Below are 22473 nucleotides of genomic sequence, written 5' to 3' on the forward strand. Positions count from 1 at the left end.
TGAGTTCATTAGGAAAGGGTTTTACAGCACGCGGGTGGTGAGGGACTGGCCGTTAAAGCTCACTTCCAGCTCGTCGCCGCTGTGCAGCGGACCGACGCCTTCCGGCGTACCGGTAAGAATGACGTCCCCGGCGCGTAGGGTGAAGTAGCGGCTCATGTAGGCAATCAGCGGCACAATCTTGTGGATCATATCCGCCGTGGTGCCCTGCTGACGTACCTCGCCATTGATCTTCAGCCCGAGCAGCGTGTTCTGCGGATCGCTTGCGAACTCCGCTGCCGGAATAAAGCCGGAGAGTGGACAGGCGTTGTCAAAGCCTTTGGCCTTCTCCCACGGCTGCCCGGCCTTCTTCATTTTGCCCTGAACATCACGCAGCGTCAGATCCAGCGCCACGCCGTAGCCGGCAATCGCCTGTTGAACGTGCTCTTCCGAGGCCTGGCGCAGCGTAGCGCCGATCAGTACCGCCAGCTCAACTTCGTGGTGCACCGATCCCAGCCCCTGCGGCAAGGCCAACGGCTGGCGGAGATCGCAGAGCGCGGTTTCAGGCTTGATAAACAGCACCGGCTCGTCCGGCGTAGCGCTGCCCATCTCCTGAATATGTTTCGCATAGTTACTGCCAACGCAAACAACTTTACTGACGGGAAAATCTAACAGTGCACCCTGCCAGTTATGATGCTGATACATGTTACCCCCTGAGTAACCCTTTGAACGCGAGTGGAATTTGACTATCACCGCCGTCTCAGGATTTGTCAATCTTCCCGCTGCTTTGCAGATGCTGCTTAAGGAGATCCTCCGGCGGCGGCGGCATTTGCAGGTAATATCCCTGCTCCTTCAGCGCCGCTTTAACTTTGTCCAGATCGGCATTGGCTAAGCTTTTGCGCCCGTCGAGGGGCAGCAGCATCGTCATGACCGGCTGGCCAAAACTTTTCATTAATGGCTCAGGGACCCGAGAAAAATCATCTTTTTTCTCGATATACAAATAGGTCTGTTCACGCTTAGCACTTCGGTAGATCACACAAAACATACTTTTACTCATTATTAATGGGAGGTGTCTTGCCTCAATATAGCAGGGACTATAACATGCCTGAGAGTCTTCGGAATATCACCCGCTGTGCGGGGGATAATAGCTAAATGAGTAAGGTCAGGATGTCAAACACGCCCATCGAGCTTAAAGGCAGTAGTTTTACCTTATCAGTGGTTCATTTGCATGATGCGAAACCCGAGGTTATTCGTCAGGCCTTAGAAGACAAAATCGCTCAGGCTCCCGCTTTTTTACAGCATGCTCCCGTTGTTATTAACATTTCCGCGCTGGACGAGGCGGTAAACTGGTCTGCGTTGCATAAAGCGATTGCCAGCACCGGTTTGCGTGTTATCGGCGTCAGCGGCTGTAAACAGGCCGAGCTGAAGGCAGAGATTGACCGCGCCGGGCTCCCACTGCTGACGGAAGGCAAAGAAAAACCCCGCCAGCCGCCTGCCGTTGAGGCCCCGGTCGTTGAAGCGTCGGTAGTTAAGACGACAATCGTTGAAGAGCCCGTTGTCGCACCGATCACAAAAACACGCTTAATTGATGTTCCGGTCCGTTCCGGACAGAGAATATATGCCCCGGGCTGCGATCTGATCGTGACCAGCCACGTCAGCGCGGGCGCAGAGCTGATCGCCGATGGCAATATCCATATCTATGGCATGATGCGTGGACGGGCGCTGGCGGGGGCCAACGGCGACAGAGAAGCACAAATTTTTTGCACACATCTCACCGCGGAGCTGGTCTCCATCGCGGGTGAATACTGGCTGAGCGATCAAATCCCGGCCGAATATTATGGCAAAGCGGCACGCCTGCTCCTCGCGGATAACGCTTTGACTGTTCAACCATTGAATTAAGCCCTTATAACAAGGAACACCTATGGCACGCATTATTGTTGTTACTTCGGGTAAAGGGGGCGTCGGTAAGACGACATCCAGCGCGGCCATCGCGACTGGTTTGGCCCAGAAGGGAAAGAAGACCGTCGTTATCGACTTCGATATCGGCCTGCGTAACCTCGACCTGATCATGGGTTGTGAACGCCGAGTAGTCTATGATTTCGTTAACGTTATTCAGGGCGATGCAACGTTAAACCAGGCGCTGATCAGAGATAAGCGCACGGAAAGCCTCTATATTCTTCCTGCCTCCCAGACGCGTGACAAAGACGCGCTGACCCGTGACGGCGTCGAGAAAGTGCTCGACGATCTGAAGAAGATGGATTTCGATTTCATCGTCTGCGACTCCCCTGCCGGGATCGAAACCGGCGCGCTAATGGCGCTCTACTTCGCAGATGAAGCCGTTATTACCACTAACCCAGAGGTCTCCTCAGTACGCGACTCGGACCGCATTCTGGGCATTCTCTCCTCTAAATCGCGCCGCGCCGAGAACGGTCAAGAGCCGATCAAAGAGCATCTGCTGCTGACCCGCTACAACCCGGGCCGCGTCAGCAAAGGCGACATGCTGAGCATGGAAGATGTGCTGGAGATCCTGCGCATCAAGCTGGTCGGGGTGATCCCGGAAGATCAGTCCGTGCTGCGCGCCTCTAACCAGGGCGAACCTGTGATCCTGGACGCGACATCAGATGCCGGTAAAGCGTATGCTGATACCGTGGAACGTCTGCTGGGAGAAGAACGCCCTTTCCGCTTCATCGAAGAAGAGAAGAAAGGTTTCCTCAAACGCCTGTTCGGAGGATAAATTATGGCATTACTAGACTTTTTTCTCTCACGAAAGAAGAGTACCGCTAACATAGCGAAAGAGCGCCTGCAGATCATCGTGGCCGAGCGTCGCCGCAGCGATGCTGAGCCACACTATTTGCCGCAGCTGCGCAAAGATATTCTGGAAGTGATTTGTAAGTATGTGCAGATCGATCCGGAAATGGTGACGGTACAGCTGGAACAAAAAGACGGCGATATTTCTATCCTTGAGCTCAACGTTACCCTACCGGAAGCTGAAGAGACGAAATAACGTTTTATTGTTATCTCCTTCATTAAAAAGGCAGCCCGTTAAGCGCTGCCTTTTTTATTTATGCTTATTCACTGTGTTTATTTACAGTGACGCGTTAGCTAGCGGGGAAATTCCAGCAGCAGAGCCTGAAGGCTCGATGCCATTAATTCACCGCGCCAGCCAGAGATAAGTTCCGGCAGAGTAGCAAACGACTTAATATTCCAGTGCCAGTTAAGCAGCTGATTTATTTGTCGACGGGAGGCCAGCAGCTCGGCGCTTACCCCTTTTGCCACACTCACCTCCTGCACCAGCGCCTTAATCGCCTTGAAGGCCCGGCGATAGCCCGGCATATCAAGCAGGTTCAGCAGCGGCTCCGGGAGGGCCTCCTCCGGTAACGCCTGGGCCTGCGCAACCATCGCCAGCAGCGTTTTACCGTGGTAGCGGATCTCGCTCCCCGAGAGCCCGATGCTGTCCAGTTCGCCGAGGCTGCCCGGCATATAGCGTGCGACCGCCCACAGGTTCTCTTCCCGCACCACAAAGTTTACCGCCAGATCGCGTTCGCGCGCCTTACGCAGACGCCACGCGGCCAGCAGCTGCAGGCACGCCAGCTGACGAGTACGCAGCTGCCAGGCGTTGCTAATATCGCGCCACGCCTCTTCCGGGGCCAGCACTTCCTGACGGCGCACCTGCATCAAGCGGCACTCGTCCAGCGCAGCTGACAGCCAGCCCGCCGCCTCAGTCTCTGCCATCAGCTTGTGGGCGATAGGCAAAAGATACCAGACGTCGGCGGCAGCGTAGTCGCACTGGCGCTCGGTCAACGGACGCGCCAGCCAGTCGGTGCGGGATTCACTTTTATCCAGCGCCAGACCGGTATACTCCTCTACCATGGAGGCGAAGCCCCACGACAGCGGGCGGCCGCTGAAGGCGGCAAGGATCTGGGTATCGATCAGCGGCTGCGGCAGCTCGCCAAACACGTTGAGAAAAACTTCCAGATCTTCACTGCCGGCGTGGAGAAACTTAGTGACCGCGCGATCCATCATCAGCTCGCGGAACGGCGTCCAGTCGGTGATCTCTAGCGGATCGATCAGCGAAACCTGCTGGCCGTCGTAGACCTGGATCAGGCCCAGCTGCGGATAGTAGGTGCGGGTGCGGACAAACTCGGTATCGATGGCAAGAGCCGGAAACGCGCGCGCCGCCTCGCTCATGGTCGCCAGCGCGTCGTTGGTAGTGATCATCTGGTAGTTCAAATCATACTCTCTTTGGTTTGCGCCCATAAAAAACGCCGGGCTAACCGGCGTTGGACGACTCACTCGAAGCTTAGACCTTATTGTCTACTTTGCCGCGCGCTTCGTCACGTAATTCTCGCCGTAAAATTTTGCCGACGTTGGATTTCGGCAGCTCCTCACGAAACTCCACCAGCTTCGGTACCTTGTAGCCGGTAAGCTGACGGCGGCAGAAGGTAATGAGCGCCTCTTCGCTGAGGGTGGGGTCCTTTTTCACCACGAAGATTTTTACCTTTTCCCCGCTGCTGGTTGACGGTACGCCGACGGCGGCCACTTCCTGCACGCCAGGGTGCTGCATCACGACATCTTCAATTTCGTTAGGGTAGACGTTGAAGCCGGAGACCAGGATCATATCTTTTTTACGATCGACGATGCGCAGGAAGCCTTCGTCGTCCATTACCGCAATATCACCGGTCATCAGCCAGCCATCCTTGATGATCTCGTCGGTGGCATCAGGGCGCTGCCAGTAACCCAGCATCACCTGCGGCCCCTTGACGCACAGTTCGCCCGGCTCGCCGTGCGGTACTTCCCGGCCCTCGTCGTCAATCAGCTTCACTTCCGTAGAGGGCACCGGCAGGCCGATGCTGCCGCTGTGGTAGTCGATATCGTGCGGGTTCACGCTCACCAGCGGAGAGCACTCCGTCAGGCCGTAGCCTTCCAGTAGATACTGCCCGGTTAGCTTCACCCAGCGCTCAGCGACCGCCTGCTGAACAGGCATCCCGCCGCCTGCGGAGAGGTGCAGCGTAGAGAAATCGAGCTGCTGAAATTCTTTGTTGTTCAGCAGCGCGTTAAACAGAGTATTCACCCCGGTCATGGCGGTGAAGGGGTACTTCGCCAGCTCCTTCACCAGCCCTGGAATATCGCGCGGGTTGGTGATCAGCAAGTTCTGCCCGCCCAGCTCGATAAACAGCAGGCAGTTCATAGTCAGGGCAAAGATGTGATACAGCGGCAGAGCGGTAACCACCAGCTCTTTTCCCCGGTGCAGCAGCGGCCCATAGGTGGCATTCACCTGTTCGAGGTTAGCCAGCATGTTACGGTGGGTCAGCATCGCCCCTTTGGCCACGCCGGTGGTGCCGCCGGTGTATTGCAGGAAAGCGAGATCGTCCGGGACGACCTCCGGCTTGACATACTGCATCCGGTAGCCGTTGTGCAGCGCCTGGCGAAACGAGATGGCGTCCGGCAGATGGTATTTCGGTACCAGCCGCTTAACGTATTTGACCACGAAGTTGACCAGCGTCCCCTTCGCCGCAGAGAGCTGATCCCCCATGCGGGTCAAGATCACGTGTTGGACCTGAGTTTTCTCCACCACCTTTTCAAGGGTGTGGGCAAAGTTAGAGACGATGACGATAGCCGCCGCGCCGCTGTCGTTGAGCTGATGCTCCAGCTCGCGGGGGGTATAGAGAGGGTTAACGTTGACCACCACCATACCGGCACGCAAAATACCAAACAGCGCAACCGGATACTGCAGCAGGTTGGGCATCATCAGCGCCACGCGGTCGCCCTTCTTTAACCCAAGGCCGTGCTGTAGCCAGGCGGCAAAGGCACGACTGCGCTCTTCCAGCTTACGGAAGGTCATGGTCTCGCCCATGTTGATAAACGCTGGCTGGTCCGCATAACGGATCGCGGCGTTTTCGAAGAGTTCCACAAGGGATTGATAGCGATCGGGGTTGATGTCCGCTGGCACGTCGGCGGGATAACGGTTAAGCCAAACCTTCTTCAATGCGTCACCTCTGAAATGAAAATTCGCCGTCATCGCAACTCCGCTTAATAAACATGCCATTAACATTATATTAACTCATTGTACCAGTTTATTAATTGGCTGATTCACAGGTTGCGAAGCGCGTCACTCTTTTATTCTTGTTATGGTCATAAAAAAGGAGAAACAGCGGATAGTCCGCTGTCTCTTCTCTTATTTAACAGAGAGTTACTCTGTTACGATGGTATGCACCGGGGCAGGACCGGCGTTGTACCAGCCGTACCCTCCGTAGCCACCGTAACGCCAGGGATTAGGCCCCGGCCCCCAGTACCAGGGGTCGATCGGCTGCGGCGGCAGCATAACCTGCTGCTGAAGATGCCAGCGCTTATAGCCACTCACCTTTATGACCATAAACTTATAGGGAGTCTCGCCCACCTTGCCCTGCTCAACGCCGCTGATGGTGCCGACTACGGTCACATACTGATTACGGAAATCCACCGGATCAAGGAAGCCGTTCACGTCGGCATAGATACGCCCGCGGGAAGGTTCACCCAGCACAGGGCGCGCGCCGCTGTCCAGCGGTACCGAGGCGATCTCCAGCCGGGTTTGTCCCTGCGTGTTCTGCAAGCCGATAACTTTACCGCCGAAGCGCGCCTCCTGGCCGACGTACAGCTCAGGCGCATTCATCACCCGCACCAGATCCTGCTGCGGCGTTGGGCTGCTGCCTTTAATGGCGTCAGGCACCGAGACGCAGCCGCTCAACGCTAAGGCGGCTAAGCCTGCCAGCAGCCAGCAACCGGACCTGCTTTGACCCACCTTTTGGGATACCTTCACTTACCACCTTCCTGCTATTACATTGTTACGTTATGTATATAGCTGAGATTCATTTTCTGCCCGGAAGTTTCTTCCAGGCCACCTCGTTGCGCAAATAAACCGGCTCCGCATGCTCCACGGCGACGGTGCGCTGCTGGGCGAAAAGGTGGCAGGCGAGCGGAAGCATATCTTCAGCGGCAGGCAGCAGGATACCGCCGTCGCTGAGCGTCAGCCCACTCTCCTTACCGAGCTCTGGCCACGCGGGCCAGCCGGTTCCTACCGTGGCCCAGGAGCCGCTGAGCTGGGCCAGGCGTTCGCTGACCGCTTCCGGCTTCAGTACCGCCTCGCTCTCTTCGCCGTGCCAGACGCCCTGCTCATCCCGCTGGTACTCGGCCCAGTAGACTTCGCCCATACGAGCATCGATAGCAGCCAGCACGCGCGTCGCGCCGGTTTTACGCCACGCACCCTGCGCCATCGTAGCCAGCGTCGAGACGCCGATCATCGGCAGCTCGGCACCCAGCGCCAGGCCCTGGGCAATGCCGATGCCAATGCGCACGCCGGTAAAGCTGCCCGGCCCGCGGCCAAAGGCCAGCGCGTCGAGTTCGGCAAGGGTAACGCCGCTGTCGTTCAGCGTCTGCTGAACCAGAGGTAAAATACGTTGGGTATGTTCTCTTGGGCAGAGTTCAAAGTGGGCAGAGGTCGTACCGTCATTCCACAGGGCAACGGAACAGGCCTCTGTGGCGGTATCAATAGCCAGAATTCGCATTGGTCTTCGCGCTCTCGGGGTGTTGATTCAATAAAATGGCGCGCATCTTAGCACACTCTACGGCAAATTACTGCGTGGAGGTCCCGGCCAGGAATCGCACCGCGCGGGCGATGTCCCGGGTGCGCGGGGTCGGCGGCAGGCTGGCGAGGAAGGTGGCACCATAGGGGCGCATCACCAGTCGGTTGTCGCAGATCACCAGCACGCCACGGTCGTCGATGTCGCGGATCAGGCGGCCTACCCCCTGCTTGAGGGTGATCACCGCGTCCGGCAGCTGAACATCGTCAAAAGGATCGCCCCCGCGCAGGCGGCAATCCTCCATCCGCGCCTTCAGCAGCGGATCGTCCGGGGAGGTAAAGGGCAGCTTGTCGATGATCACCAGCGACAGGGTATCGCCGCGCACGTCCACCCCTTCCCAGAAGCTGCTGGTTGCCACCAGCAGGGCGTTTCCGGCGGTGACAAACTGCTGTAGCAGCTGGCCCTTGCTGGTCTCCCCCTGCAACAGCACCGGCAGCGACAGGGTAGCGCGGAACTGCTCCGCCAGATCGCGCATCATGGCGTGGGAGGTGCAGAGCATAAAGCAGCGGCCGTTGTTGGCCTCGATCATGGGTCTGAGCATGGCCGCCAGCTGGCGCGCCGCGCCGGGCTGGTTGGTCTGCGGCAGATTGCGCGGCACGCAGAGCAGCGCCTGGCGGGCGAAATCAAACGGACTGGGCAGCAGCATCGACTCTGCCGTTTCAATCCCGAGGCGGGAGGTAAAGTGGTGCAGGTCGTCGTTCACCGAGAGCGTGGCCGAGGTAAAGATCCAGCTTCCCGGCTTCTGGGCCATCACCTCTTTGAACTTCTCCGCCACGGTGAGCGGGGTCAGGGCGAGGGTGAAGTGGCGAGAGGTGCACTCGTACCAGTAGCTGAAGCCCGGCTGGTTGATCTCTTTCAGCCGCTTGAGGCGCGTGCGGTAGAGGGTGGCCCGTTCAAAAGCCGCGTCGAGCAGCGCCGAGCGACCAAGAGAGAGTTTGGCTACGTCATAGCACAGCTCTAAGGCATCATCGAGCAGCAGCAGCGCGCGCTGGACGTGGCTGTCCGCCAGCAGCTCGCGCAGGTTGCCGCGATAGCCCGGCTCGCCCAGCTGTAGGCGGAAATCCTGCGCGCTCTGCGCCAGGCGATCCGCGCACTTCTGCAGCTGCTGGGTATCTTTCAGTTCGGTGCGGTAGGCAATGGTGAAATCTTTCGCCAGATCCAGCAGCTGACGGCTGGAGAGCGACTGGCCGAAGTACTGGCTGGCAATATCCGGCAGCTGATGCGCTTCGTCGAAGATCATCACGTCGGCCTCAGGGATCAGCTCGCCGAAGCCGCTGTCTTTCACCACCATGTCGGCGAGAAAGAGATGGTGGTTAACTACCACAACGTCGGCGTCCATCGCCTTCTTACGCGCCTTGACCACGAAGCAATCTTTATACATCGGGCAGTCGCTGCCGAGGCAGTTATCGTTGGTGCTGGTGACCAGCGGCCAGGCCTGGGAGTCCTCCGCCACGCTGGCGCAGGTGCTGATGTCGCCATCAAGGGTCTGACTCGACCATGATCGCAGCAGGATAACGTCGCTGAGGATCTGCACCGGCAGATCGCCTCCGGCCAGCGCCTGCTGCTCAAGACGTTCGATGCACAGGTAGTTGGAGCGCCCCTTCAGCAGCGCCAGACGGCCGGTGTACTCCAGCGCGCGGGAGACGGTCGGCAGATCGCGACTGTAGAGCTGATCCTGTAGCGCCTTTGAGCCGGTGGAGATAATGACCTTTTTCCCGGCGCGCAGGGCCGGGGCCAGATAGGCGTAGGTTTTCCCCGTCCCGGTTCCGGCCTCAACCACTAGCGGCTGGGTATTAGCAATGGCAGCGCTGACCGCCTGGGCCATCTGCCGCTGCGGCTCACGCGGTTTAAACCCCGGTATCGCTTTCGCTAACTGCCCGTCTGTTGCAAAATCGTCCGTTACACTGTTCTCTGCCACGCCGCCCCCTGGTTATATCGCCAGTGATTATGTCAGGCGCAGGAATTTTTAGCTAGCCGAAGTCGTGACAGGATCGCTCCCCTGTGGCAGTCTTGGCCCTGCAAAAAAGCCATAACGGAGTGAAAAATGACGATTAAACGTATTGATGCCGAGGCCCGCTGGTCCGATGCCGTGATCCACAACCAGACGCTGTACTACACCGGCGTGCCGGAGAACCTTGCGGCTGACGCCGAGGCGCAGACTGCCAACACTCTGGCGCAGATTGACGCCGTGCTGGCAAAACAGGGTAGCGATAAAACGCGCATTCTCGACGCCACGATTTTTCTGGCCGACGCTAATGATTTTGCGGCAATGAACCGCGCGTGGGATGCATGGGTGGTAGCAGGCCATGCGCCAGTACGCTGCACCGTACAGGCGACGCTGATGAACCCGCAGTACCGAGTCGAAATTAAAATTATCGCCGCGGTATAGAACTACTCTTCTTCATCCTCATCTTCAAAGCGTGCCACGATCCGTTCTCCGGTATGGTTGGCACGCAGCTCTTCGGCGACCACCGCGATCGCCTGCCCGCTGCTCATGCCTTCGGACATAAGCTGCTGAATACGTTCTACTGCCTGCTGCTGTTGCTCATGACTGAGCGAAGGTAAACCTGCAAACATCGTTAACTCCTGCTAGATTATCAGCGCTAATTATTTCACGCTGCCTGGTTGTTTGCCACCCATGAACACGCTTTCCCCTACCGTTATTACCCTACCGTGGCGTCACGACGCCGCTGAGTTCTGGTTTGCACGTCTGAGCCACCTGCCGTGGGCGATGCTGCTGCACTCCGGCCATGCCGAGCATGCCTACAGCCGCTTCGATATTATGGTCGCCGATCCGCGTGGCACGTTGGTGACCACCGGTGAGAGCACGCGCGTGACGCTGGACGGCACGGAGATCTCCACTGCCGATCCGCTGGCGCTGCTTCAGCAGGCGCTGACGTCGCTGGCGCTGCCTGCCGAGGTTAATCCCGATCTTCCTTTCCAGGGCGGCGCGCTGGGGCTGTTTGGCTACGATCTGGGTCGACGCTTTGAAAACCTGCCCACGCAGGCGGAGGCCGACATCGACCTGCCGGATATGGCGGTGGGGCTGTATGACTGGGCGCTGATTGTCGACCACCATACCAAACGTGTGTCGCTGCTGAGCCACGGCGACGTCAGTGCCCGTCTCGCCTGGCTGGAGGCACAGCAGGTGCCCGATAGCGAGGATTTTTGCCTCACCTCCCGCTGGCGCGCCAATATGACGCCAGCGCAGTATGCCGATAAATTTGCTCGCGTGCAGGCTTATTTGCAAAGCGGCGACTGCTATCAGGTCAATCTGGCCCAGCGCTTTCAGGCTACCTATCAAGGCGATGAGTGGCAGGCGTTCACCCGCCTTAACGCCAGCAACCGCGCGCCGTTCAGCGCCTTCCTGCGTCTTGAGGCAGGGGCGATCCTGAGCCTCTCCCCTGAGCGGTTTATCCATTTGGAGCGGGATCGCATTCAGACTCGGCCCATCAAAGGTACCCTGCCCCGGCTGGCAGATCCGCAGGCCGATCGCCAGCAGGCGGAAAAGCTAGCGGCCTCGCCGAAAGATCGCGCTGAAAACCTGATGATCGTTGACCTGATGCGCAACGACATTGGCCGGGTGGCGGTGCCCGGCTCGGTGCGTGTCCCGGAGCTGTTTGTGGTGGAGCCGTTTCCTGCCGTTCACCATCTGGTCAGCACCGTCACCGCCCGGCTGCCCGCCTCGCAGCACGCCAGCGATCTGCTGCGGGCTGCCTTTCCCGGCGGCTCGATCACCGGCGCGCCAAAGGTACGGGCAATGCAGATCATTGACGAGCTGGAGCCGCAGCGGCGTAATGCCTGGTGTGGCTCCATTGGCTATATCAGCCTCTGCGGCACCATGGATACCAGCATCACTATCCGCACGCTGAGCGCCTGCAACGGGCAGATTTACTGCTCCGCCGGGGGCGGCATCGTTGCCGATAGTCAGCCCGAGGCGGAATATCAGGAAACCTTTGATAAAGTTAATCGTATTCTGCAACAGCTGGAGAGATAACCGGTGGAGAGCACAAACCTGACTCTGGACGATTTTTTATCACGCTTCCAACTTTTACGCCCCCAGGCCAGCGGTGCGAGCCTGAACAACCGCCAGGCGGCGGTGCTGATCCCGGTGGTACGCCGTGAGCAGCCGGGGCTGCTGCTGACCCAGCGCTCGGCGCGGCTGCGTAAGCACGCGGGCCAGGTGGCCTTCCCCGGTGGCGCTGTGGACAGCAGCGATGCCTCTATTATTGCCGCCGCCCTGCGTGAGGCCGAGGAGGAGGTTGCCATCCCGCCCGAGGCTGTTGAGGTGATTGGCGTTCTGCCGCCGGTTGACAGCGTGACCGGCTTTCAGGTTACCCCGGTGGTGGGCATTATCCCGCCGGATCTGCACTATCACGCCAGCGAGGATGAGGTGGCAGCGGTATTTGAGATGCCGCTGGCTGAAGCGCTGCGCCTGGGGCGTTATCACCCGCTGGATATTCACCGGCGCGGCAATGCGCACCGGGTGTGGCTCTCCTGGTATCAGCATTACTTTGTCTGGGGCATGACGGCGGGCATAATTCGTGAGCTGGCCTTACAAATCGGCCTCAAACCCTGACTATACTTTACACAGCGCCCATTTTTCACCGGGCGTGACCTGCCTCTCAGCATTAGTAAAATAGAGGTTAGCTATTAGTTTAATTCATGTGAATAGTTAAACCGATCCCACGGTTCCCTCTTACACTATGCGCAATTATTACATCGTTGCCGGAGAGTCCGGCAACCCTGTCAGGAGTGTTAGCGTGATTAGTATATTCGACATGTTTAAAGTGGGAATTGGTCCTTCCTCTTCCCATACTGTTGGGCCCATGAAGGCCGGGAAACAGTTCGTCGATGATCTGGTCGAAAAGGGATTGCTGGAGAGCGTCACCCGCGTGGCGGTGGATGTTTATGGTTCGCTGTCGCTGACCGGCCGCGGTCACCATACCGATATCGCCATTATTATGGGCCTCGCGGGTAACGAGCCGGCGACCGTCGACATTGATGCGATTCCGGGGTTCATCCGCGACGTAGAATCCCGTGGCCGCCTGCTGCTGGCTCAGGGGCGTCACGAGGTGGACTTCCCTGCCGATAACGGGATGCGTTTCCAGAGCGACAACCTGCCGCTGCATGAGAACGCCATGCGCATCCATGCGTATCAGGGCGAGAAAGAGATCTACAGCAAAACCTACTACTCCATCGGCGGCGGGTTTATCGTCGATGAAGAGCACTTTGGTAAAGAGAGCGCCCAGGCCGTCAGCGTGCCCTACCCGTACAACTCTGCCCAGGCGATCCTGAACTGGTGCAAAGAGACCGGCCTCTCCCTCTCCGGCATGGTAATGCAGAACGAGCTGGCCTTGCACAGCAAAGCGGAAATTGCCGACTACTTTGCCCACGTCTGGCAGACAATGCAGGCCTGTATCGATCGCGGCATGAACACCGAAGGCGTGCTGCCGGGTCCGCTGCGGGTGCCGCGCCGCGCCTCAGCCCTGCGCCGTCTGCTGGTTGCCAGCGACAAGCACTCCAGCGATCCGATGGTAGTGGTTGACTGGGTCAACATGTTCGCGCTGGCGGTGAACGAAGAGAACGCCGCCGGTGGCCGAGTGGTCACAGCCCCGACCAACGGCGCATGCGGGATCGTGCCGGCGGTGCTGGCCTACTACGATCACTTTATCGAGCCAGTTACCCCGGATATCTATACCCGTTACTTCCTGGCCGCAGGCGCAATCGGGACGCTTTACAAGATGAACGCCTCAATCTCCGGCGCGGAAGTGGGCTGTCAGGGTGAAGTTGGCGTTGCCTGCTCTATGGCGGCGGCAGGCCTTGCGGAGCTGATGGGTGCCAGCCCGGAGCAGGTCTGCGTGGCGGCAGAGATCGGCATGGAGCATAACCTGGGTCTGACCTGCGATCCGGTTGCCGGCCAGGTGCAGGTGCCGTGCATTGAGCGTAACGCCATTGCCTCGGTGAAGGCCATCAACGCCTCTCGCATGGCGATGCGCCGTACCAGCGCCCCGCGCGTGTCACTGGATAAGGTGATCGAAACCATGTATGAAACCGGCAAGGACATGAACGCTAAGTACCGCGAAACCTCTCGCGGCGGTCTGGCGATCAAGGTGCAGTGCGACTAATACGTTACCTGGCCCTTTCACCCGAAAGGGCTAATTGTTTCCCTTTTTGATGCCGATTATTTTTTCCCCACTACACTTGCTGTGTTGCCGTTTGCTTTTTCGCCAACGGCCCTCCTGGGGACCGTCGGGACATGCAAACAGCACAGCATATTATAAGAAGCTACCGTCGAAAACGCGCCATCGTCTGCGTGATTGTCGCGATCTTCACGCTTTTCCTTACGCTTGGCTCGCGCTACATTTCCGAGCGCAACGCTAACCAGCAGCGGATCCTCTCTTTTACCAACCATGCGGTCTCGTCGCTGGACAGGATCCTGATCCCTCTTGCCCAGGGCCGGGGGATGCTTCTACCGCTGGTGGGCCAGCCCTGCGACGAGGCGCATCTGGCGCTACGAAAACAGGCCGCGACGATGCAAACCGTACGCTCTATCGGCCTTATCAAAAACGGCGTCCTCTACTGCTCTAGCATTTTCGGTTATCGCAACGTCCCTATTCATCAGCTTCAACCCGCACTCCCTACCGCTCAGCCGCTGCTCTTGCTCACTACCGATAACTCACTGCTGCACGGCAGCCCGATACTGATCCAGTGGTTTCCCCTGACCCAGAATGGTCAGGATGGGGTGATGGAGGTGATCAATATCGATCTGCTCACTCGCCTGATGCTGGAGCCGCAGAAACCGCTGATCACCGGGGCGAGCGTCACGGTAGGTCATCGGCATTTGATCTACGGTGCCGGGGTCATGGATAGCCTGCCGCCGCTGGTCAACGAGACACGGTTTCAGCAGAGCTCGGAACAGTTTCCCTTTACCATTAGCGTGAGGGGCCCCGGCGCAGGGGAGCTGGCGCTGCGCCACCTTCCTTCCCAGCTGCCGCTAGCGGTGATCATCAGCCTGCTGATGGGCTATATCGCCTGGATTGTTACCGCTAACCGGATGAGCTTCTCCTGGGAGATCAACCTCGGCATGGCGGCACATGAGTTTGAGCTTTTCTGCCAGCCGCTGCTGAACGCCAGCACCCATCAGTGTGAGGGGGTGGAGATCCTGCTGCGTTGGAATAACCCGCGCCAGGGCTGGATCTCGCCGGACGTCTTTATCCCCATTGCCGAGGAGCAGAACCTGATTGCTCCCCTAACGCGCTACGTGCTAGCAGAGACCCACCGCCAGATAGGCCTGTTCCCGGCCAACAGCCAGTTCCATATCGGGATCAACGTCTCCGCCAGCCATTTCCGCGACGGCGCGTTGCTGAAGGATCTTAACCGCCTCTGGTTCCACGCCCATCCTGTTCAGCAGCTCACCATTGAGCTAACCGAGCGGGAGCCGATCACCGATATCGATTACCGGCTCGTGCGGGCCCTGCACCGGCGTGGGGTGAAGCTGGCGATTGATGACTTTGGTACCGGCAACACCTCCCTCTCGTGGCTGGAGAAGCTGCGTCCGGACGTATTGAAGATCGACAAGTCCTATACCATGGCGGTGGGCACCGATGCGGTGAACTCGACGGTAACGGATATTATTATCGCGTTGGGTAGGCGGTTAAAAATTGAGCTAATTGCGGAGGGGGTTGAGACCCCGCTGCAGGCGCAGCGTTTGCGCCAGCGCGGGGTAACACTATTTCAGGGATTTCTCTACGCGAAGCCTATGCCGCTAAAAGATTTCCCCACGTGGCTGGCAGGCAGTACGCCGCCCCCAGCCACCTATAGCGGGCATGTGATGCCCATGACGCCGCTACGCTGAACGAGGCTACTCCTCTTCGTCGTCCTGTACCGGCTGCTCTTTAACAACCCGTACCAGATCGACCCGGTAGTCGTTCGCCTCAACCACGGTAATGGTTAATGGCGCAAGCTGCAGCACCTCGCCCGGCTTGGGAATTTGACCATTGATCGCAATGACCAGCCCTGCAACGGTGGCGATATCCTCTTCGTCATTCACCAGGTTATCCATCCCCAGCGCATGCTGTAGCGCATGGAGATCGGTAGCGCCTTTTACCAGCCAGCCGTCACCGTCGGTGACAATCTCCGGCGTCTCATCGGCGTCCGGGAACTCACCGGCAATGGCTTCCAGCACGTCAAGCGGCGTGACCAGGCCCTGCACCACGCCAAACTCGTTGGTGACCATCACGAAGCTCCCGCGTGCGCGGCGGAGAACCGCCAGCAGCTTGATGGGATCCAGCGTTTCCGGTACCACGATGGCCGGGGACGCCGAGGCGATAGCCGCCACGTCGACGCCCTCTTCTAGCGCCATCAGCAGCTCTTTCGCACGCACGATGCCGATAACTTCATCCAGCTCGCCCCGGCACACCGGGAAGAGGCTGTGCGGTGAGGAGAGCAGCTGCTGGCGAATAGCGTCCACCTCAAGGTTGGCATCGACCCAGCTGATCTCGCCTCGCGGCGTCATGATGCTGCGTAAAGAGCGTGACGCCAGGGTCAGCACGCCGTTGATCATGTAGCGCTCTTCATCGGCAAACGCGCCTTCAGGTACCGACACCGGGGATTGGCTGTCCGGCTCGTGCTGAACCGCAGCCTGACGGCGACCGCCCATCAAACGCAGGATCGCGTCGGCGGTACGCGCCCGCAGCGGCAGCGTCGACTGATGGCGAATAAAGTTCCGGCGTGCCACCTGGTTAAAGAACTCAATGATGATCGAGAAGCCAATTGCCGCGTAGAGATAGCCTTTCGGAATATGGAAGCCAAAGCCTTCCGCCACCAGGCTCAGACCGATCATCAGCAGGAAGCTCAGGCAGAGCACCACCACCGTCGGGTGTTGGTTAACAAAACGCGTCAGCGGCTTCGAGGCCAGCAGCATCACCGCCATGGCGATCACCACCGCGGCCATCATCACCGGCAGGTGGTTCACCATCCCTACCGCAGTGATCACCGCATCGAGGGAGAAGACCGCATCAAGGATAACGATCTGCACCACCACCACCCAGAAGCTGGCGTACCCTTTCCCCTGTCCGCTGTCGTGCTCGCGGTTCTCCAGGCGCTCGTGTAATTCTGTTGTCGCTTTAAAGAGTAAGAATATCCCCCCGAGCAGCATGATGAGATCGCGGCCAGAGAAGGTGAAATCCATTACCGAAAAGAGCGGCTGGGTCAGCGTCACCATCCAGGAGATCACGGAGAGCAGCGCCAGGCGCATCACCAGCGCAAGGGAGAGGCCGATCAGCCGGGCCTTGTCTCGCTGCCTGGGCGGCAGTTTATCCGCCAGAATGGCGATAAACACCAGGTTATCGATACCGAGAACAATTTCAAGTACGACAAGCGTCAACAATCCCACCCAGATTGAGGGATCCATTAAGAATTCCATGACAGGCTCCTGCTAAAGGAATGACAAAACGGGGCCTTACAACATGCAGGCGTGATGACAACAGAAAGGGGGTTAACACAGGCGCTAAGCGGCCTGAAGGTAAACTGACGTCGGTGACGGTCCATACGGTGGGCAGCTGCCCTCTACTCCAGTGATTATAAACAGAAAGTAAACATAACAGAGGGAATTGCGATTTTGCAAAGATTTACCAGAATTTGCATTTTTGGAGATATTTTGCGCAACAAAATTTCTTTTCCAATTAAAGCTAAATTACGGATCTGAATCACATAAATTATTTTTTCACTATCTAAAATAATTCGCGAAGACTGAACTTTCTATGTCATCCCTCTCTGAATCGATTCGCTATGACGTAACGATTCACAATGCATCTGCTACGGATGTATTCACGATAATAAAGGAGGTAGCAAGTGACCATTGCTATTGTGATAGGCACACATGGCTGGGCTGCAGAGCAGCTGCTTAAAACGGCTGAAATGCTATTGGGCGAACAAGAGAACGTAGGCTGGATCGATTTCGTACCGGGTGAAAACGCCGAAACGCTGATCGAAAAATACACCGCGCAGCTGGCGAAGCTCGACACCGGTCAGGGCGTGCTGTTTCTCGTCGATACATGGGGCGGCAGCCCGTTTAACGCTGCCAGCCGTATTGTCGTCGATAAAGAGCACCATGAGGTCGTGGCTGGGGTCAATATCCCGATGCTGGTCGAGACCCTGATGGGCCGCGATGACAACCCGACGTTTGACGATCTGGTGGCCGTCGCTGTTGAAGCAGGCCGCGAAGGCGTGAAGGCACTGAAGGCGCAGCCGGTGGAGAAGGCGCAGCCTGCCGCCCCTGCCCCTGCCGCCGCTCCCAAAGCCGCCGCGCCGCTAAAACCGATGGGGCCGGCAGACTATATGACCATTGGCCTGGCGCGTATCGACGATCGCCTGATCCACGGTCAGGTGGCCACACGCTGGACCAAAGAGACCAACGTGCAGCGTATTATTGTCGTCAGTGACGAAGTCGCCGCCGACACGGTACGCAAGACGCTGCTCACCCAGGTGGCACCGCCCGGCGTTACCGCGCACGTGGTGGACGTCGCCAAGATGGTTCGCGTTTACAACAACCCGAAATACGCCGGTGAGCGCGTGATGCTGCTGTTCACCAACCCGACCGACGTGGTACGCCTCGTTGACGAGGGGGTGAAGATCACCTCTGTCAACATTGGCGGCATGGCCTTCCGCCAGGGTAAAACCCAGGTGAATAACGCCGTGTCGGTGGATGAGCAGGATATCGCCGCGTTTAAAAAGCTCAACGCCCAGGGTATCGAGCTGGAGGTGCGGAAAGTGTCCAGCGATCAACGTCTGAAAATGATGGATTTAATCAGCAAAGTGGCGAAGTAACCGGCACCCGCCGATCGCGCTGTTTTTACACTTTAATCTGTAATGCTATAGGAGAAGTACAATGGAGATTACCACTCTTCAGATTGTGCTGGTGTTCGTCGTAGCCTGTATTGCCGGTATGGAGTCGGTGCTGGATGAATTTCAGTTTCACCGTCCGCTGGTGGCCTGTACGTTAATCGGTATCGTGCTGGGTGATATGCAAAAAGGCATTATCATCGGCGGTACCCTGGAGATGATCGCCCTCGGCTGGATGAACATCGGTGCGGCGGTCGCGCCGGATGCCGCGCTGGCCTCCATCATCTCAACCGTGCTGGTTATCGCCGGTGGTCAGAGCATCGGGGCCGGTATCGCACTGGCTATCCCGCTGGCAGCGGCAGGCCAGGTGCTGACCATTATCGTTCGTACCATCACCGTGGCTTTCCAGCACGCAGCGGATAAGGCGGCCGAAAACGGCAACCTGACGGCGCTCTCCTGGATCCACGTCTCTTCCCTGTTTTTGCAGGCAATGCGTATCGCTATCCCGGCGGTGATCGTGGCCTACTCCGTGGGTACCAGTGAAGTACAGAGCATGCTCAACGCCATTCCGGAAGTGGTGACCAGCGGCCTGAACATCGCCGGTGGCATGATCGTGGTCGTAGGTTATGCGATGGTCATCAACATGATGCGCGCTGGCTACCTGATGCCGTTCTTCTATCTGGGCTTCGTTACCGCCGCCTTCACCAACTTTAACCTGGTGGCGCTGGGGGTAATCGGTGCCGTGATGGCCATTCTCTACATTCAGCTTAGCCCGAAATATAACCGCTCGGCGGGCGCGCCTGTTCAGGCTGCCGGTGCTAACGATCTCGATAACGAACTGGATTAACAGGTGAGCGACATGGTTGATATAACAAAAACGACGTCCGAGAAAAAACTCACGGCTGGCGATATCCGCGGCGTGTTCCTCCGCTCTAACCTCTTCCAGGGGTCGTGGAACTTCGAGCGTATGCAGGCGCTGGGCTTCTGCTTCTCTATGGTACCGGCTATCAAACGCCTCTACCCGGAGAATAACGAGGCCCGCCGCCAGGCGATCAAACGCCACCTGGAGTTCTTTAACACCCACCCCTACGTTGCCGCGCCGGTGCTCGGCGTTACTCTGGCGATGGAGGAGCAGCGTGCCAATGGCGCAGAGATTGACGATGGTGCTATCAACGGTATCAAAGTTGGTCTGATGGGGCCGCTGGCAGGCGTGGGTGACCCGATCTTCTGGGGTACCGTGCGTCCGGTGTTTGCCGCGCTCGGGGCGGGGATCGCCATGAGCGGCAGCCTGCTCGGTCCGCTGCTGTTCTTTATTCTCTTTAACGTGGTACGTCTGGCAACCCGCTACTACGGCGTCGCCTACGGCTACCGTAAAGGGGTAGATATCGTTAAAGATATGGGCGGCGGCTTCCTGCAAAAGCTGACCGAGGGGGCGTCAATCCTCGGGCTGTTTGTCATGGGGGCGCTGGTAAACAAGTGGACGCATGTTAATATCCCGCTGGTGGTGTCGGAGATCACCGATCAGACCGGGAAAACTAACGTCACCACCGTGCAGACTATCCTTGACCAGCTGATGCCGGGCCTGGTACCGCTGCTGTTGACCTTCGCCTGCATGTGGCTGCTGCGTAAGAAAGTGAACCCGCTGTGGATCATCGTTGGCTTCTTCGTCATCGGTATTGCGGGCTACGCCGTGGGCCTGCTCGGCCTGTAAGCGGTAGATGTTACGCCGGGGGCACTGCCCCCGGTTTTTATTTCTGGAGGATGAATGTCGTTAACGGACTACGTGCTGGTGCTGTGCGTGGCTGGGCTGCTGGCTTACGCTATCTATGACGAGTTTATTATGCCGCGCCGCCACGGTGCTACGCTGCTCACCGCTCCCCTGCTGCGCCGCAGCCGCGCCGACAGCGTGATCTTCACCGGCCTGCTGGCTATTCTTATCTATAATAACGTCACTCATCATGGTGCTATTTTAACCACGTGGCTATTATCTATGCTGGCGCTGGTGGCTATATATCTTTTCTGGATCCGTGCCCCAAAAATCATCTTCAAAGAAAATGGGTTTTTCTTCGCGAATATCTGGATTGAATATGGGCGTATTAATGCGATGCAGCTATCGGAAGATGGCGTGCTGGTAGTGCAATTAGAGCAGCGACGTCTGTTGATCCGTGTACGAAATATCGACGATCTGGAAAAAATCTACAGAATTATGGTTAAAACTCAGTAAGTTAAAATATAGCCATGACTATGTTTTTGATATACAAACACCCTGAAACATAGCCATGGCTATATTATTACCCCTGCAATTCATCATCTTTTTTAACGTTATTTTTACCCTTCCAGCCAAATGAAAATCGTTATCAATAGCACCGCGAAATAATGAACTTCGGTTATTGTTTTAGTTTATCAAAATATGTTAAGGTTGCGCCCGTCGTTGGGGAGTAGCCAATTTCCTGTTCCCGGAAATGTGCGTGTCAACATACTCGTTGCAAAACGTGGCACGTACGGATCGAATAGCTGAAGCTTTTCGGTCAGGCGAGACCATAGACGCATCAACTGCTGATTACTGGGGGCAGTGATGTGTCATATGGATTTCCCGGTCAGGACGCTTGTATGAACCTATCCGCTACCCTGCTGCTCGCTTTTGGCATGTCGATGGATGCCTTTGCCGCCTCTATTGGTAAAGGTGCGACACTGCACAAACCCAAATTTTCTGACGCCCTGCGTACCGGCTTGATCTTCGGCTTCATTGAGACGCTGACCCCGCTGCTAGGCTGGGGCTTAGGCATGCTTGCCAGCCAGTTTGTACTGGAGTGGAACCACTGGATTGCCTTCTTGCTGCTGGTATTTTTAGGTGGCCGAATGGTGCTGGAGGGGCTGCGCTGCCAGCCTGATGAAGATCCTACTCCACTGCGCCGCCACAGCTTCTGGCTGCTGGTCACGACCGCCATCGCCACCAGCCTGGACGCCATGGCCGTCGGCGTCGGTCTGGCATTCCTGCAGGTCAATATTATCACCACCGCGCTCGCCATCGGCTGCGCCACCCTGATTATGTCCACCCTCGGTATGATGATCGGCAAGTTTATCGGCCCGCTGCTGGGCAAACGGGCCGAGATCCTCGGTGGCGTAGTGCTGATCGGCATCGGCATCCAGATCCTCTGGAGCCACTTCGCCCCTTAAGCGTCGCGCTGCCAGCACTGAATGCTGAAATCCGCCTCGCAGCTGAACTGGGTCATCTCCTGTAGCGCCTGCCACACCTGCGGCTTTGCCCGCCAGGCAAACGGCGTCATCTGCAACAGCGCCACGGCTTCGGTGCCGCTTAGCGTCATTCTGTAGCCTGGCGAATGCTGCTCCCGCAGCGTAAACCCGGCCAGCTGCTCGCTCTGTGGAGCATGCAGCTGCACCTCGTCATAGATCAGCCCTTTCAGCTCCACCAGATGCCGTGGCCCCGGCGCGGCGGTAATCACCCATCCTCCCGGTTTCACTACCCGCGCCAGCTCCTCCGCTTTACAGGGTGCATAGATGCGCACCACGGCGTCGAGCGTTTGCGCCTCAAACGGCAGGCGGTGACTGGAGGCTACGCAGAACATCGCCTGCGGATAGCGCTTCGCCGCCGCACGAACCGCCGCCCGGGAGACGTCGAGACCAAAGGTCTGGGCCCCGTACTGACGGGCGATATCGGCGAAGGCGTGGGTGTAGTACCCCTCGCCACAGCCAATATCCAGCAGCGCCTCGGCCTTCTCCGGCAGGCGCGCATCCAGCAGATCGCTTAGCGTCTGGCGCAGCGGCAGGTAGTGCCCGGCGTCGAGAAAAACGCGGCGGGCCTGCATCATCTCTGCACTGTCGCCCGGATCGCGTGAACGCTTGTGCTGCACCGGCAGCAGGTTGACGTATCCCTCTTTCGCTATATCAAACTGGTGCCGCTGCGGGCAGACGTAGGTTTTATCGGTACGCAGCAGCGGTGCGTGGCATAGCGGACAGGTGAAGGACATAACAACTCCGGGCAGAGAGAAAGGGCGAAAGTGTAACGCCAATTGCC

Annotated in this window: 24 protein-coding genes and 1 riboswitch; of the genes, 13 read left to right on the forward strand and 11 right to left on the reverse strand. The window is 58.0% G+C overall.

All coding sequences use genetic code 11. The features are described 5' to 3' along the window. Nucleotides 1-21 precede the first annotated feature (21 nt). Both FN633_RS09500 and FN633_RS09505 read right to left on the reverse strand, forming a co-directional pair. Nucleotides 22-681, reverse strand: a complete 660-nt coding sequence (locus FN633_RS09500) for a fumarylacetoacetate hydrolase family protein (protein ID WP_154057541.1) — start codon at nucleotides 679-681, stop codon at nucleotides 22-24. A gap of 55 nt (nucleotides 682-736) precedes the next feature. Further along, on the reverse strand, nucleotides 737-1021 hold the full coding sequence (locus FN633_RS09505; RefSeq protein ID WP_154057542.1) for a YcgL domain-containing protein: 285 nt from the start codon (nucleotides 1019-1021) through the stop codon (nucleotides 737-739). Nucleotides 1022-1143: 122 nt separating this feature from the next. On the opposite strand from FN633_RS09505, the gene minC reads away from it, so the two are divergent. Genes minC through minE form a run of 3 tightly spaced genes read left to right on the forward strand, consistent with a single transcriptional unit; the run spans nucleotide 1144 to nucleotide 2980 of the window. Then, entirely contained in the window at nucleotides 1144-1875 is a 732-nt protein-coding gene (gene minC / locus FN633_RS09510) for a septum site-determining protein MinC (protein ID WP_154057543.1), read from the forward strand. Nucleotides 1876-1897: 22 nt separating this feature from the next. Beyond that, complete coding sequence (minD, locus tag FN633_RS09515) at nucleotides 1898-2710, forward strand: septum site-determining protein MinD (RefSeq protein WP_042391277.1); 813 nt, start codon at nucleotides 1898-1900, stop codon at nucleotides 2708-2710. A 3-nt stretch (nucleotides 2711-2713) separates the two neighbouring features. Beyond that, complete coding sequence (gene minE / locus FN633_RS09520) at nucleotides 2714-2980, forward strand: cell division topological specificity factor MinE (protein WP_042391279.1); 267 nt, start codon at nucleotides 2714-2716, stop codon at nucleotides 2978-2980. A 98-nt stretch (nucleotides 2981-3078) separates the two neighbouring features. Here minE and rnd read toward each other — a convergent pair whose 3' ends face one another. The 5 genes from rnd to yoaA form a co-directional block, all read right to left on the reverse strand. Then, on the reverse strand, nucleotides 3079-4206 hold the full coding sequence (gene rnd / locus FN633_RS09525) for a ribonuclease D (RefSeq protein ID WP_154058893.1): 1128 nt from the start codon (nucleotides 4204-4206) through the stop codon (nucleotides 3079-3081). Nucleotides 4207-4276: 70 nt separating this feature from the next. Further along, nucleotides 4277-5962, reverse strand: coding sequence for a long-chain-fatty-acid--CoA ligase FadD (gene fadD / locus FN633_RS09530; protein ID WP_154057544.1), 1686 nt, complete (start codon nucleotides 5960-5962; stop codon nucleotides 4277-4279). 204 nt (nucleotides 5963-6166) lie between these two features. After that, nucleotides 6167-6754, reverse strand: coding sequence for a Slp/YeaY family lipoprotein (locus tag FN633_RS09535; RefSeq protein WP_154058894.1), 588 nt, complete (start codon nucleotides 6752-6754; stop codon nucleotides 6167-6169). A 67-nt stretch (nucleotides 6755-6821) separates the two neighbouring features. Further along, nucleotides 6822-7517, reverse strand: coding sequence for a tRNA (adenosine(37)-N6)-threonylcarbamoyltransferase complex dimerization subunit type 1 TsaB (gene tsaB, locus FN633_RS09540; protein ID WP_154057545.1), 696 nt, complete (start codon nucleotides 7515-7517; stop codon nucleotides 6822-6824). Nucleotides 7518-7584: 67 nt separating this feature from the next. After that, nucleotides 7585-9510 carry a DNA repair helicase YoaA gene (yoaA, locus tag FN633_RS09545; protein ID WP_154057546.1) on the reverse strand — a complete coding sequence of 642 codons (1926 nt, stop codon included), beginning with the start codon at nucleotides 9508-9510 and terminating at the stop codon, nucleotides 7585-7587. 126 nt (nucleotides 9511-9636) lie between these two features. Between yoaA and FN633_RS09550 the strand changes: the two genes are divergently transcribed. Beyond that, a complete protein-coding gene (locus FN633_RS09550; RefSeq protein WP_154057547.1) occupies nucleotides 9637-9981 on the forward strand; it encodes a RidA family protein in 345 nt (114 codons plus the stop codon). Between the two features lie 2 nt (nucleotides 9982-9983). Here the strand turns inward: FN633_RS09550 and FN633_RS09555 are convergent, their stop codons facing one another. Next, the gene (locus FN633_RS09555) at nucleotides 9984-10169 is read right to left on the reverse strand and encodes a YoaH family protein (RefSeq protein WP_042391288.1); all 186 of its coding nucleotides are present in this window, start codon (nucleotides 10167-10169) and stop codon (nucleotides 9984-9986) included. A 61-nt stretch (nucleotides 10170-10230) separates the two neighbouring features. On the opposite strand from FN633_RS09555, the gene pabB reads away from it, so the two are divergent. The 4 genes from pabB to FN633_RS09575 all read left to right on the forward strand — a co-directional run bounded on the left by pabB (nucleotide 10231) and on the right by FN633_RS09575 (nucleotide 15450). Then, complete coding sequence (gene pabB, locus FN633_RS09560) at nucleotides 10231-11589, forward strand: aminodeoxychorismate synthase component 1 (RefSeq protein ID WP_154057548.1); 1359 nt, start codon at nucleotides 10231-10233, stop codon at nucleotides 11587-11589. Between the two features lie 3 nt (nucleotides 11590-11592). Next, nucleotides 11593-12171 carry a CoA pyrophosphatase gene (locus FN633_RS09565; RefSeq protein ID WP_042391292.1) on the forward strand — a complete coding sequence of 193 codons (579 nt, stop codon included), beginning with the start codon at nucleotides 11593-11595 and terminating at the stop codon, nucleotides 12169-12171. Between the two features lie 184 nt (nucleotides 12172-12355). After that, entirely contained in the window at nucleotides 12356-13720 is a 1365-nt protein-coding gene (sdaA, locus tag FN633_RS09570; RefSeq protein WP_154057549.1) for an L-serine ammonia-lyase, read from the forward strand. Nucleotides 13721-13851: 131 nt separating this feature from the next. Further along, nucleotides 13852-15450 carry an EAL domain-containing protein gene (locus tag FN633_RS09575; protein WP_154057550.1) on the forward strand — a complete coding sequence of 533 codons (1599 nt, stop codon included), beginning with the start codon at nucleotides 13852-13854 and terminating at the stop codon, nucleotides 15448-15450. A 6-nt stretch (nucleotides 15451-15456) separates the two neighbouring features. Here FN633_RS09575 and yoaE read toward each other — a convergent pair whose 3' ends face one another. Together yoaE and FN633_RS18615 are read right to left on the reverse strand one after the other, a co-directional pair. Beyond that, the gene (gene yoaE / locus FN633_RS09580) at nucleotides 15457-17019 is read right to left on the reverse strand and encodes a CNNM family cation transport protein YoaE (protein WP_154057551.1); all 1563 of its coding nucleotides are present in this window, start codon (nucleotides 17017-17019) and stop codon (nucleotides 15457-15459) included. Further along, the gene (locus tag FN633_RS18615) at nucleotides 17007-17144 is read right to left on the reverse strand and encodes a protein YoaL (protein ID WP_376782028.1); all 138 of its coding nucleotides are present in this window, start codon (nucleotides 17142-17144) and stop codon (nucleotides 17007-17009) included. Before FN633_RS18615 ends, yoaE begins: the two co-directional genes overlap by 13 nt. Before the next feature lie 303 nt (nucleotides 17145-17447). Here FN633_RS18615 and manX point away from each other — a divergent pair, with 303 nt between their 5' ends. From manX to mntP, 5 genes are all read left to right on the forward strand, one after another. Next, nucleotides 17448-18422 carry a PTS mannose transporter subunit IIAB gene (gene manX / locus FN633_RS09585; protein ID WP_154057552.1) on the forward strand — a complete coding sequence of 325 codons (975 nt, stop codon included), beginning with the start codon at nucleotides 17448-17450 and terminating at the stop codon, nucleotides 18420-18422. Between the two features lie 61 nt (nucleotides 18423-18483). After that, the gene (locus FN633_RS09590) at nucleotides 18484-19284 is read left to right on the forward strand and encodes a PTS mannose/fructose/sorbose transporter subunit IIC (protein ID WP_042391300.1); all 801 of its coding nucleotides are present in this window, start codon (nucleotides 18484-18486) and stop codon (nucleotides 19282-19284) included. Nucleotides 19285-19296: 12 nt separating this feature from the next. Then, a complete protein-coding gene (locus FN633_RS09595; protein WP_042391302.1) occupies nucleotides 19297-20148 on the forward strand; it encodes a PTS mannose transporter subunit IID in 852 nt (283 codons plus the stop codon). Nucleotides 20149-20202: 54 nt separating this feature from the next. Beyond that, nucleotides 20203-20661, forward strand: coding sequence for a DUF986 family protein (locus tag FN633_RS09600; protein ID WP_154057553.1), 459 nt, complete (start codon nucleotides 20203-20205; stop codon nucleotides 20659-20661). Between the two features lie 197 nt (nucleotides 20662-20858). Beyond that, a riboswitch (yybP-ykoY riboswitch) is annotated at nucleotides 20859-21045 on the forward strand. Between the two features lie 2 nt (nucleotides 21046-21047). Beyond that, on the forward strand, nucleotides 21048-21614 hold the full coding sequence (gene mntP / locus FN633_RS09605; protein ID WP_154057554.1) for a manganese efflux pump MntP: 567 nt from the start codon (nucleotides 21048-21050) through the stop codon (nucleotides 21612-21614). On the opposite strand, the gene rlmA is transcribed toward mntP, so the two are convergent. Next, complete coding sequence (rlmA, locus tag FN633_RS09610; protein WP_154057555.1) at nucleotides 21611-22426, reverse strand: 23S rRNA (guanine(745)-N(1))-methyltransferase; 816 nt, start codon at nucleotides 22424-22426, stop codon at nucleotides 21611-21613. The two genes, mntP and rlmA, sit on opposite strands and share 4 nt — an antisense overlap. Nucleotides 22427-22473 lie beyond the last annotated feature (47 nt).

The sequence above is a fragment of the Pseudescherichia vulneris genome (assembly GCF_902164725.1).
GTDB classification, from domain to species: Bacteria; Pseudomonadota; Gammaproteobacteria; order Enterobacterales; family Enterobacteriaceae; genus Pseudescherichia; species Pseudescherichia vulneris.